The sequence below is a fragment of the Niallia sp. WK069_GA_01 genome (assembly GCF_983173855.1).
Genome location: NZ_OZ470138.1, coordinates 2,508,443 through 2,520,877, shown reverse-complemented (window position 1 = coordinate 2,520,877; position 12,435 = coordinate 2,508,443). Strand labels below are relative to the sequence as shown.

The following is a 12,435-nucleotide window of genomic DNA, read 5'->3' as shown; positions in this document are numbered from 1 at the left end:
ATTTATCCTCCTATCTTTTCTAATCTAGCTAACTGTTTAAGTTGATCACTATTAACGGAAGCTAATTGATTTAACAACGCAATTTGAAAACTTCCTGGTCCAAGTTCTTTTGCTTGTTGTGCAGCCAATTCTGCTGCGATTCCGTATACAACAAGTCCAGCTGCACTTGCTGCCACTATATTATCTTCCACCGCAATAAATGCAGCTAGTACAGAAGATAAAAGACAGCCTGCACCAGTTACTTTCGTTAAAAGAGGATGACCATTTCCAATTAAATAAGTATGTGTTCCATCTGTCACCACATCTTTTTTTCCTGTAATAACAACTGGTGCACCTATTTTCTTAGATGCTGCTTTTGCAATGGAAACAGGGTCATCCTTCATATCAACCGCATCCACTCCTTTAATAGCTGCTTGTATACCTGCAACGTTTGCCACTTCTGCCACATTTCCACGCAGCAGAGAAATTTTCACTTCTTTTATAATTTTCTGTACGCTTTCTGTTCGATATGAAGTGGCTCCAGCGCCAACTGGATCTAGAATTACCGGTGTATTCGCACTATTTGCCGCTTTTCCTGCAATAATCATATTTTCCACAAGTTCTGCCGTTAACGTTCCAATATTTAATACTAACGCATCCGCAATTGTTGCCATATTTGCCACTTCTTCTTTTGCAAACGCCATCACTGGAGATGCTCCTAATGCAAGCAGACCATTAGCCGTAAAATTAGTCACTACTACATTCGTAATATTATGGATAAGTGGGGCTTTTTCTCTTAATCTAGTTAAACTATCTGCAACAGAAATCAATTCTTTCGTTTCCTTCATTTCTATTTCCTCCCTTTTCTGATTCTTATTTAGTATTCCAAACAAACTAAAATCCCCACTGAAGGATGAATAAGTAAACCCGCATCCTAGATAGGAAAAGACCTCGTAATCTTCATTCCATTTTTTCATTTCAGTCCACATAAATTGATTATTTTTCCTTTACCATACAAAAAAACCATGTCAACATACATTCTTCCCCTCTCGTCCAACGACAAGGTTTGAAAAAATGTACTAACATGGTTCATTAAATACACTTGCATTCAGCAGAGTGTTTCAATTATTCATACACCTCCCTACGCTGGCATTATCCAACAGGTTCATACGGTCAATGACAGTTTAGTCATACTCTCAGTCTGTTTCCACAAACTCCCGCTACTTATGCAGTTACCTAAAATTTTATCGTATTTTCATTCTGCATGCAAGATTCAGCTTTTTAAGACAAATAAGTTATTATAAATCATATAGATACGGATCTTTCGGCTGTTCTATCGGCTTGATTTGTTTCACTTGCAATACAGGCATTACTACACCATCTTTGTTTGCTTTTTCAATGATGCCTGCTATATGATACCAACCACCTGTCTTTAAAGACTTGATATCGCCTGTCAGCATATAGCCATATATAGACGTATCCGCAATACAATGGGTCATAACCTGTCTTGCAATAACAGCTTCTTCTGATGAGAAATTTTCCTCTCTGTATATAAAACCACTCATTTCTATTTCTGTTCCTCCCATTGTATCAAGTTCATTATTTAATACATCCATTACCGAAAAAAAATTTTCATCGTTCACAACAATTGTATTATTCACCTTAATATCTACAGTATTTTCTCCAGCTTCTTGTTGGTTCTCCGACGTATAACCTGTGTTAGAAAGTAAGTCTTTATTTATTGAAAAATCCTGAATGGTAAAAAAGAAAAATAAGGGGCTGAAAAAAAGCAGGTACGGCAGAAGAAGCTTTATTATAGAAGAGTTTTGATCACATACATCACAATCACAGTCCGCCCCTTGCAAATTACTATTTAAAAGGCGAAAAAATCCTAATAGGAACAAAATTACCATCGAGAATAGAAGAAACGGTATCATCTTTGGTGCAATAAGCAAAGTAAGTGAATTTTTAACATATAATTTAAAAATAAGTAAACTGAAGCTAATTAAGATTATCCCTTGAAGCTCGTTTGAGAATTGCCAATTTGGACTCCACCTAATTTTCATCATGCTGCCCTCCTTTTTTCTTATTTCTCCTAAAAAAATTATTCATTAAGCAAGAAAATTACCTGCAAGAATCGATAACAGAAAAACAACGATTGTTACTAAAAATATAAAAGCGCAGACAAATTTTATTTTAAAGGAAGCGAGCATTACAAAGGTATTTTTCAAGTCAAGTATAGGACCAAATACTAAAAAGCCTAATAATGCATGACTTGAAAAAATTTTAGAAAAGGATGCAGCAACAAAAGCATCTGCTTCTGAACATAAAGATAAAAAGTAGGCAAGCCCCATCATCACAGCTGTACCCTTAATAGAATTCTCTGCAGCTTGGACTACAACAGAACCCTGCAAATATACTTGAGCTAAACTTGCAAACAATGCTCCAATCATAAAAAATTTACCAACAGTAAAAAACTCATGACATGTGTGATGCAGCATTCCTTTCCATCGTGATTCTCCTCTGTTGCTGTTGGAAGGAATCATATTTATCAAATCTTGCTTCTGTGTTTTTAATATCTTTTCTTTTCCAAAAAAAAGATAGATAAGCGTACCTACTATAACGGCTGAAGCAATGCAGACAATAAACCTTCCATAAACCATTGGTAAATTCGTTTGAAATGCATAATAGGTGCTTCCAAATACAATAAAATTCAAAATCGGCGCCCCCATTAGCAATACAACACCTACATGAACAGGAACTCCCTTTTGAATGAGTCTGCGGACAACGGGAATAATCGCACATTCACAAACAGGTGTAATAACAGCAGCCAATAGAGCCATTAGTATTGCTGCAACTGGATTTTTAGGAATTAACGCTGCTATCATTTTCTCTGAAACAAATAGATTAATAATGGACGAAGCAATAGCTCCTATTAAAATAAATGGCAAGGCTTCTAAAAAAATCCCTAAAAATAAAATAAAGATTGTTTTTCCATCTTCTGATAAAGCAACACCTATAGACTGAATAAATGTCTCATTCCCAAAAAAGAACAAAGACATCATCGATAAGAACAGCGTAAAAATAACTATATCTTTTAACGATGTTGGAATAGACATAAGAGATGATCTCCTTTTAAAATTAGTAAAAGCATCTTAATTGATGCAATTAACTTTTTTATCGAACTATTTAAACAAGCACTATTAAGCTTGTCTAAGACTTTATCTAAATAATATGCAGCCTCTTCACTTATTATTCCTGCCTGGATTATTAAATTGACGAAAGTTATACGTTTGATTATTTTTTCATTCTTTCTTCTAAAAACCCTTCTTTCTTCTTATCCTGTTTTTTAGAATAGGAAGTAACTCCTACAAACATTTTCTGCGAAAAGAAAGAGAAAACAACAATATACATAAATAAAGTGAACTAGACATCACATCTAATTCACTTTCTTACTTTGTTTTAATTTTGTGCATTTTTGCCATTACCTGCACTCTATCGGTTACATCCAGCTTTCTAAATATATTAGTAAGATGATTCTTAACAGTATGTATACTAATGGTCAATTGATTGGCAACTTCATGATTATTTAAACCCTCTAAAACAAAAAACAATACTTCCTTTTCACGAACCGTTAAAGGAAGATCCTCAATTACTTTTTTCATCTTTTTTTCATCTTCTTCCTCTTCTGTTAAGGAAGATTGCGTTTTTTCCTTCATCTTCCCATTCATTAATAAAAAATAATGTTCAAACTCTTCCTTTAAATCGGAATCTACAGCCATTTTTTTATATTTCTCCCAATCCTTTAATAAATAATAATTCATCCACAATATTTGATATTCTAATTTCCATTCCTCTATTTTTTTTGGTTTATTTGTCTTTTCAAGAACCCAATCTTCATTCAATAATAACCATTCGTCTGATCCTGCTAACTTTTCTTTTAAAAAATTAGTACGAAACGTAATAACTTTGGCGGCGTTTTCTACAAGATCCTCTCTGATTGAATGATTAAGCTTGCTGCAGAACGCTTTTATATTTTTCAATAATTGTTTCGTGAATAGATAATCTTCTTCTTTTAATTCTTTTAAACTATCAAATAATATGGTAACTTTCTGCTCTATGTCTAACCTTCCGCTATCATTTTGCCGTTGTGGTGATGAAGAATTGTACAATTGGATAATCACTTGAAACATTTGATTTATCTCTTGCAATAAACTCCCATCTTGGAAAATAAATGTTAGAAATCCTACTTTTTTGTTTTGATGATAAAATCCTTGATGATGAATATAATTTTCATTCTCATCATCAGTAGTTTGATATCCCTCATATTTAATGGAAGTTCGTTGGAAAAAATCTTGGGCAAGCACTTGGTGTTTTCTTTCCACATACTCCATTTTTCCTCTGTTGTATCTTCTCCCCCTATAATCCGTATAAAAGACACATAAACCTTTATTTATACTTTGACAAAAATCCATTACTCTAAAGATCATTTGATCTTCCTCTGTAAAAGAGAACATTCCCGAAATAAAATCAATAAATGAAATTAAATAATTTAAGCACTGGCTGGATCTATCTATTAGTATTTCCTTTTGCTGCGATGAGGCTATAAAATTGGCAACTACTTCAAAGACCATTTTAATTTCTTTTTCTATTCCACCTTCATCCACACTTCCTCCAAACAGCAATCCCGTAATTTGATTGTCCCTTTTTATAGGACAACAAAATAGACTATCTAGATAGAATTGTTCTTCATTAAAAAAGAAGGCAAGATTTGATTTTTTTAACCTATTCCAATATTTTGCTTTTTGTTCAATTGCTGCTTGCCCTAACAATCCTTCTCCATAATAGAATTGTTTTTTAAAGAGATTTTTCGTATTTTTCCCTTTAATTTCTGTAATGTGAAAAACTTCATTGCTTCCTTTTTTGGCAAAACCTATAAAATCAATGGGTTTTAATAATGTAAAAACCTTATGTAAAAGTTCACTTATAAAGCATTCATTTTCTAAAGTAGAATATGTATTGAATAAATCCATCAGTTTTACTGTTTCATAAACATAATTTCTTACTGTCTCTTCTTTGTTAATATACTTTATTAATTCCAACCATTCGTCCATTTGTTTTAATAAATTTTCTATTGTTTTATCATTGTCAATAACTGGAATAGAGGAATTTATGATTCGATCTTCTAGTTGCTTATCCATTCGATCAAGAAATGGTCCAGCAAAAAATATCTGATCCCTATTAGGTAATAGTTGAATGGGAGTTATTATTAACTTCAGTTCCATATATTCTATAAACATGGAAATAATGGTAGGTTTTTTTATTGTTTTGCTCATCGTAACAAATGTGGGAATTTTTGAAGAAAACGGTGGACAATCAATGGAAAATAGCTTGCTTAAACCTAATTTATTGACATGATCGATTCCTGCGATTATTTCCCCTTGCTCATTTATTGCAAATAAACTTATTCCTATTCTAGATGAATACTTTCTAATTTGTTCATCTAATTTTTCGTAATATGTCATTTCTTGTACTCCTTCAAATACGATTATATTAGGAGAATTTATGATTGTTTTGAAGGATGGTTAGTTAATCATTTATAGTATAAAAAACCATAAATGAAGCTATTGTTTCTTTATGATCACCATCTTCCAACTATTTTCGTAAACCGATAAAAAAATAGATAACTGATCAAGTGTAGAAAATTTTATAAACTTCTATGTTACAATATTTCATGTTGAAATACCCATTACTTTAGACCTTATTTTTAAAATATTTCGTTGCTTCTTTTAAAGAAAAAAAATACTTTAAATAAAAATGTAAATTTCTTGTATCATATTCCTTTTTTAATTGGGGATTTTCCCCACATAGAATTAATTCTTTGTTTACTTTTTTCGCATTGATTGCAGTATCGGCAATAATATCAAAAAGATGATGATGGAATTGGCAAAAATGAGAAATATATAAAATTAATTGACTGCCTTTTTGCTTTAAAAAAGCATGCATGGATAGCTGAAAATGCTGTATATCTTCTCCTTTAATATCATTTTTCACTATTATCATACTAATGGATTTTTTTGAAATAAATTCCATACACTACCCCTTCCCTTCCTTTTTGTACTTCACCTATCTAATCTTTTTTAACTAATTGTTAAAATACGAGTGCTACATATTTTAAGAATAAAACAAGCCTATTGCAACAGTTTGAAAGATGGTCTTAGGAGAAGACGATCTATTTTTCACTTCTTCTATCATGACAACCATTGTTACGATATCTTCCGGTGAAGCTTCCTCCATTATCCATTCAGCTAATTCATCACCCTCTAACGACATCTTTAAGCGGGGAATCGTTATTTTTTTATACTTTGATAATTCCTTCTTAATATATTCTTTTGCATAATCGATTGTAATAAAGCTCATTTTTTTACTCACCTTTAGCTTTTTTCCTTTTCATCACTATCAAACCCATATAGTCTTCAACTATTTTATTCTAATGGTTCTAATTTTTAATATATATCAGATTGTATTCCTATTTTTATAAAAAGAAATAGGAAAAAAGTGTTAGGTGGATATTGTTACGTTTTAAAATTATTTAAAAGCAACAGTAATTCTGTAGCTAAAAACATTAATCTCTCCTTCAAAAAAGGGGGGAATTTATTCTTCATTTATAACAATTGATGCAATGAAAATTAATAATCCTATTATATATGGTATAATTTGTATTAATCTTAACGAATTGGAGGTTTCAAATTGGATCTTGCGTTTTGGGTCACAACCGTCGGAGGTATAGCATCATTTGGGGTTTGGGTTTATTATTATGCCTCGTTAGGCAAAATAATTTCGGCAGAAGAAAAAGAAGCCGGCAGTGATTTAACCTATGAGCTTAATCCTTTTACAGGATCTTCAAAAATTATTAAATAAAGAACAAATAAAAAGATCATTTGAAGTTCAAATGATCTTTTTATTTGTTAGTGACATGTTTTTTGATACCATTCACTCAAAGCTGGGACATAAATATTCGAGCCGAAGATAAACTCGAACAGTGATACGAAGATGTAAAAAACATTTCGTATCATTGTTCGGGTTTTTTATTCATGTAAAAAAGAAGGTTTATGGTAATCACCCGCAGCTTGCATACACTTCGCTTTCCGTGGGGTTCAAGCGTAACCCCGCGGAAAGCGAGTGTCTGTAGCGCAATGGAACAACCTAGTTTTATATACTTAACTAGATTAAAAAACATAAATAACTAGTATAGGGAAGTAACCATTTACGTGCTAAATTAGAGAATGCTCATCTTGACCTATTATCTATTTCATTATGTCTCAGGTCTCCTAGTGACATGTTTTTTGATACCATTCACTCACCTATATGTCTACATTATTCCGTTCCGCTTTTAAAGAAATGTTGTCATAGATACATTTTTATAAATCGCTTTCATTACAACCAAAAATCTTTATAAAAAAATTAGCTTATTCGACTTCTTCTAAGCTTGCAATATCGACTTCTGTTTGTTCTTCAATTCCTCCGATTAAATGAACGACTGCTATTTCATCTGCTTCTTTTATTTCATCAATCCAGATTGAAACACCATTATATTGCACGCCAATTTCTGCTGAAGAAGAAAGAATTTGCTTTGCTCTTTTAATGTCCATATTTTTCGCCTGCCTTTTTTTAAAGTTTGGTCGTTTTCCAAATGATATGAAAAGTCCTTTAGATTTGTTCCTGTTCCTGTTCCTGTTCCAGATAACTGTTGCTTTTTCATTATGCCAATTATTTTTTTTCTTATTCTTCTTTTTCGAGTTTTGCTATAACTTTTGATTAATTTAGAAATTGACCTGTTGTTTAACCTTCTCAATACTTTATATTTATAAAATAATGTGACTGTTTGGACTAGCTAGACCATCCTATATAAATGCCTTTTGGATGTCACAAGATGTTCTTTTTCTGATCAAAGCAAAAAAATTCTCTTTTATTAAAGAATACTTTAATTATGAATACAAAAGGATAGAAAGTATTCATTATTCAGCTTTAAATTACGAGGTTTTTGTCGAAAAATAACGAAAGAAATAGCTAGTTTAATAATCTACTTATGTAGTAGTATAGTAATGTCAAAATGTTCTTTATAACGAATAAAAGGAGAGGTTTTGTGCGCAAAAAAAGTTTTATCACATTATTTACTTTAGGAATATTTATCTTCTTTTCATCTTCAGATCTAACAAAAGCAGAAGGAAATGCAATAGATTTATCCAAAAAAGTGATAGAAAGCCATGTTGAAAAACCGCTAAAAAAAGGACTCATTACTGCTCAAACATTTAATCAGCTTGAAAAAGAAGTAAAAGGTTCCAGAACTTATTCAACAAATGCTTCGAATAAATTAAGTGCCATAAACGGTAGCGATTCTAGCAGTGAGTACTTAGTTGAAAACGAATACAATGATGAATTTGATTTTGCAAATGAATTATCTTATGAAAAACCAACAATTGGTCAATTACTTCCATTGTATGACGTTGACTTTCACAAAATAGTCGCACCAACAAATGGAATTTTATTGATTGCCGGCGGAACAAATTCCTATGCGATTGATTTATTATTTAATGCTGTCCAAAAAGATTTTGTTGAAAATAATAACTTGGAATATTTGGGTAGTGAATATGATGAAGGCATTGAAATACAAGCATATCAAGCTAAACCAGGTACCTATTATGTTGGTGTTATCGATCATGATAATGACTATTATGACGATAATACGGAAGATGATTTATATGCAATCGCTTCTGAATTTATCGATAATATCGCTCCAGATAAACCAACTGTCAATAAAGTGGATAATAACGACAAAGTGGTAACAGGGAAGTCAGAAGCTAATTCAACAATAACCATTAAAAATGGAAAAAAATCAATCGGAACTTCGAAAGTATCCGCTAAAGGAACTTTTTCCAGCAAAATAGCTGTGCAAAAAGCTGGTACAAAACTAACTATTACCGTTACTGATGATGCCGGAAATATTAGTCCAAACGCATCCGTTACTGTTGCGGATGTAGTTGCACCAAATAAACCGACTATTAAAAAAGTGGATAATAACGATAAAGCAGTAACGGGAAAAGCGGAAGCAAATGCTACGGTTACTGTCACGACAGGAAAGAAATCATTAGGTACTGCTAAAGCCAATTCAAAAGGAAGTTACTCAGTAAAAATAAAAACACAAAAAACTGGAACCATTATCTCTGTCACTGCTAAGGACAAGGCAGGTAATCGTAGTAAAGCAGCAACAGCTAAAGTGGTGAAACATTAAGAGGAAAAACCTAAATTTTTTGTGCAAATCACACTTTTTGACAAATGGAGCTAACAGTTAGTCGGCTTCGTTTGTCGAAAAAGTAAAAAACTACTTTCTCTAATTCAAACCTCCTAACAAACAAAAACCAAACACCTCGATCGCATCTATCATAAAAAGAACCGTTTAGAATTTTTCATAACCTCCTCCAGGCAATGACACCAAAAGGAACCCCTCATCTCCTTGCAATTGCCATCCCTCAAAGTTTGTGCTATCGTGAAATAATTCTAAAAACACTTGATGTTCCAATTCGATAATAAGATCAGAAATATTCTCAAAGTGGTGAATATCAGTTATTTTCTTCCCTTTTGTCTGTTTTTCAAGGATTTTATAAGAGGAGATAGACGGCTGTTTACAGTCACTAAATCCAACAGTAATTTGATTAGAATGCACCAAACGCCAAGGACATTCAATGACCAAAATAGCCTTTTCAAAAAATATCCCTAATGGCAATCCAACTTCAGACTTTACTTTTTTAACTTTTTGTCCTTTAAAAGTTGTGAAGTTAATATCGCTTTTTTTTCTATACATATGGATCTATCTCCATTTTATTTCCTCTTTTCTATCCTTTTGTAGATAACTCATGTTCAAAAAAAACGAATTCCTTAGTTATGGTAGCAATTTTCATAATTGTTTTTTACAAATGGTGTATTACAGGCTCCTCCCATCACATCATATATATCCTTTTTTACCTTTAATTCTATATTTCTATTTTCTTGAGGATATTCTGGATCTTCATTTTTAATAGCGAGAGTGTCATTATCTTTCCATTCCATAACAAAATTGCTTTTTGCGTCCGAGTAATAAATGGTTTCCACCCTATGGTGATCATCATGATGAGTAACTTCAATCCACATCATTACTCCACCGGCCGCACCACCATATGTTTTAAAATAGGCCTGTGCTGTGTATTTATTATTTGGAGAATGTACAGGCGAATTATAGATTTCTCCATTTTCAAATTCAAATGTATACGTATAATAAAAATAATTTATGTAAGCTACAAGAGATGTAAGAAGGATTAGAATACAGTAAACAAGTATGAATGAAAAACTTCAGGCTGATTGAAAACGTTTGTCTATCGAGGAACGACCCTTTTTGAGGAGCGGAGTTACCGTTATTGGGTAATGAGCACCGCAAAAAACGGGAAGTGACGAAGAGAGTGAACGTTTTTTAACTGCCTGTAAAAGTTTTAGCTTTCTTTTCCTTCGTTTTAACAGACCTTATACCAAAAAATACAGCAATTACAGAAAACACCAACCCGCCTTGCCATGCAATGGATAGAGAAGATTCAGTAATTTGTTCTAACGTACTTAAACCTATAATAAATAGGATGGTTATAATTCCAAAAATAATGGAGAATCGTCGATTTTTATTCATTCTATATTTTATGTCCTTTTCATTATTATTTGTTTATATAAAATTCATTTGAATAGAAAAGCATCTATTTTAATAAAAATTTATAATACCATAAATAACCACTTGAAAATAGAACTAATATTATTAAATACAAAAAAGGACACTCTTATAAAAGAGAATCCTTGATTATGATACAACATTATACTTTTTGTTAATTTTAACTGCTAAAATACGTAGGAATTCAGTAACCTTCATATTTTCTATCTCTTTTGTATACCAAGACAATTTTGCACCCATGTCCTCGCCATCATAATTAACATTTAATGGCATATACCCTTTTAAACCGGAAGACTTTGTATAATCAAATTCAATGATTAACACTTTTCCTTCAAGTGTTTCAAGTTTAACTTTGTACCGTGGATGTGCATACTCTGGTTTATACTTTACACCTTTTATTTTAGCTTTAGTTTTCATATGATCTCCTTCACGGTCTATCTATACTCTATTATACATTAAATAAACGAAAATGGAAACTAAGGAGGAAAACACTTCCATATTCTACTCTTTCGGTTTACACTTTTTTGTTATGGAGAATCTATTCGTATCTCCATTCACTTATCTTATGTATAGGAGAAAATAATAATGTCCTAAAAGAAAATAAAGATAGCAACTAACAAAAACAACCATCGGTACAGCAATTGGCAAACTTAAACTTTTCCCCGCTTCTGTTCTAATGTATATCCATCTATCGATCAATCCATAAAACAATGCTGCCATACAACTATAAAAAAGCAGTACCACATTCACCCCTGCATTTACTTCATGAAAAATCAATCCGTTCGCTAATCCGAAAATTCCGTGAAGCAAAATATATAACCAACTTGGCAGAAAACAACGCTTTATATGAAAATATTCTATTAAAAGTGAAACGATGTTACCATAAAGTAAAATAACAACGCCTACATACATGGCATAAACAGCAAACCACCCAAGAAAAAAGGTTCCCTGAATAGGTAATTCTCCCCATCCTCTTAGATAAGCAAAACTCATTATGCTCGAAATAACTGTGGTCAATATAAAAGTTGTTATCAATTTTCGATTGATCCAGTCTTTTAGAGCAAAATTCATCCTTTTTCTCCTTTCCATTTTTTAGATTTTCAATTTCTTTATAGAATGTTGACTGGTGACGTATAATTGATAAATGATATACTAAAGTTACTATTATGCAAAGAGAGTGATGTCAATGATTAGAAATATTCATGAAAATGATTTACCTGAAATTCTGGAAATTTATAATGATGCAATTGTTAACACGACAGCTGTGTATGGGTACAAACCTCAAACATTGGAAGATAGAAAAGCATGGTACAAGCAAAAAATGGATGCAGGCTATCCTATTTTAGTAGTGGAAGAAGATAATAAAGTGATAGGCTTCGCTACTTTTGGACCATTTAGAGCTTGGCCAGCTTATAAATATACAATTGAGCATTCTGTTTATATACATAAAGATTCTCGTAAAAAAGGGCTTGGTACGACGTTATTAAAAGAATTAATAAGCATTGCAGAAACTGAAGGCTATGCAACATTAGTAGCTGGAATCGATGCCGATAATGATAAAAGCATTAAAGTGCATGAAAAATTAGGCTTTTATCATTCTGGTACCATTAAAAGAGCAGGATATAAATTTGGAAAATGGCTAAACCTTGCTTTTTACCAGCTAGATCTTAAAGGACCTGAAAACCCGATAGAACAATAAATATTCACCT

General features: G+C 32.0%; 15 protein-coding genes. 3 read left to right on the top strand and 12 right to left on the bottom strand.

The annotated features are described in order from the left end of the window. Positions 1–2: 2 nt before the first annotated feature. The 6 genes from thiM to AC5LWL_RS12070 form a co-directional block, all read right to left on the bottom strand. Positions 3–827 carry a hydroxyethylthiazole kinase gene (gene thiM, locus AC5LWL_RS12095; protein ID WP_493434523.1) on the bottom strand — a complete coding sequence of 275 codons (825 nt, stop codon included), beginning with the start codon at positions 825–827 and terminating at the stop codon, positions 3–5. A 450-nt stretch (positions 828–1,277) separates the two neighbouring features. Then, positions 1,278–2,048, bottom strand: a complete 771-nt coding sequence (locus tag AC5LWL_RS12090; RefSeq protein ID WP_493434522.1) for a TIGR03943 family putative permease subunit — start codon at positions 2,046–2,048, stop codon at positions 1,278–1,280. A gap of 42 nt (positions 2,049–2,090) precedes the next feature. Next, on the bottom strand, positions 2,091–3,098 hold the full coding sequence (locus AC5LWL_RS12085) for a permease (protein WP_493434521.1): 1,008 nt from the start codon (positions 3,096–3,098) through the stop codon (positions 2,091–2,093). A gap of 333 nt (positions 3,099–3,431) precedes the next feature. Next, entirely contained in the window at positions 3,432–5,504 is a 2,073-nt protein-coding gene (locus AC5LWL_RS12080; protein WP_493434520.1) for a LuxR C-terminal-related transcriptional regulator, read from the bottom strand. Positions 5,505–5,733: 229 nt separating this feature from the next. Further along, positions 5,734–6,072, bottom strand: a complete 339-nt coding sequence (locus tag AC5LWL_RS12075) for a hypothetical protein (RefSeq protein ID WP_493434519.1) — start codon at positions 6,070–6,072, stop codon at positions 5,734–5,736. An 81-nt stretch (positions 6,073–6,153) separates the two neighbouring features. After that, positions 6,154–6,399, bottom strand: coding sequence for a hypothetical protein (locus AC5LWL_RS12070; protein WP_493434518.1), 246 nt, complete (start codon positions 6,397–6,399; stop codon positions 6,154–6,156). A gap of 330 nt (positions 6,400–6,729) precedes the next feature. On the opposite strand from AC5LWL_RS12070, the gene AC5LWL_RS12065 reads away from it, so the two are divergent. Then, positions 6,730–6,900, top strand: coding sequence for a hypothetical protein (locus tag AC5LWL_RS12065; RefSeq protein ID WP_493434517.1), 171 nt, complete (start codon positions 6,730–6,732; stop codon positions 6,898–6,900). Positions 6,901–7,448: 548 nt separating this feature from the next. On the opposite strand, the gene AC5LWL_RS12060 is transcribed toward AC5LWL_RS12065, so the two are convergent. Continuing rightward, the gene (locus AC5LWL_RS12060) at positions 7,449–7,631 is read right to left on the bottom strand and encodes an H-type small acid-soluble spore protein (protein WP_493434516.1); all 183 of its coding nucleotides are present in this window, start codon (positions 7,629–7,631) and stop codon (positions 7,449–7,451) included. A 494-nt stretch (positions 7,632–8,125) separates the two neighbouring features. Here AC5LWL_RS12060 and AC5LWL_RS12055 point away from each other — a divergent pair, with 494 nt between their 5' ends. After that, positions 8,126–9,271 carry an Ig-like domain-containing protein gene (locus tag AC5LWL_RS12055; RefSeq protein WP_493434515.1) on the top strand — a complete coding sequence of 382 codons (1,146 nt, stop codon included), beginning with the start codon at positions 8,126–8,128 and terminating at the stop codon, positions 9,269–9,271. 165 nt (positions 9,272–9,436) lie between these two features. Here the strand turns inward: AC5LWL_RS12055 and AC5LWL_RS12050 are convergent, their stop codons facing one another. The 5 genes from AC5LWL_RS12050 to AC5LWL_RS12030 form a co-directional block, all read right to left on the bottom strand. Next, positions 9,437–9,841 (bottom strand): hypothetical protein, encoded by a 405-nt coding sequence (locus AC5LWL_RS12050; RefSeq protein ID WP_493434514.1) that lies wholly within the window; start codon positions 9,839–9,841, stop codon positions 9,437–9,439. Positions 9,842–9,915: 74 nt separating this feature from the next. Further along, on the bottom strand, positions 9,916–10,332 hold the full coding sequence (locus tag AC5LWL_RS12045) for a DUF5412 family protein (protein ID WP_493436603.1): 417 nt from the start codon (positions 10,330–10,332) through the stop codon (positions 9,916–9,918). A gap of 151 nt (positions 10,333–10,483) precedes the next feature. After that, a complete protein-coding gene (locus AC5LWL_RS12040; RefSeq protein ID WP_493434513.1) occupies positions 10,484–10,690 on the bottom strand; it encodes a hypothetical protein in 207 nt (68 codons plus the stop codon). 165 nt (positions 10,691–10,855) lie between these two features. Beyond that, positions 10,856–11,143 (bottom strand): hypothetical protein, encoded by a 288-nt coding sequence (locus AC5LWL_RS12035; protein WP_493434512.1) that lies wholly within the window; start codon positions 11,141–11,143, stop codon positions 10,856–10,858. Positions 11,144–11,284: 141 nt separating this feature from the next. Beyond that, a complete protein-coding gene (locus AC5LWL_RS12030; protein WP_493434511.1) occupies positions 11,285–11,797 on the bottom strand; it encodes a hypothetical protein in 513 nt (170 codons plus the stop codon). Positions 11,798–11,912: 115 nt separating this feature from the next. On the opposite strand from AC5LWL_RS12030, the gene AC5LWL_RS12025 reads away from it, so the two are divergent. Further along, positions 11,913–12,425, top strand: a complete 513-nt coding sequence (locus AC5LWL_RS12025; protein WP_493434510.1) for a GNAT family N-acetyltransferase — start codon at positions 11,913–11,915, stop codon at positions 12,423–12,425. Positions 12,426–12,435: the final 10 nt, after the last annotated feature.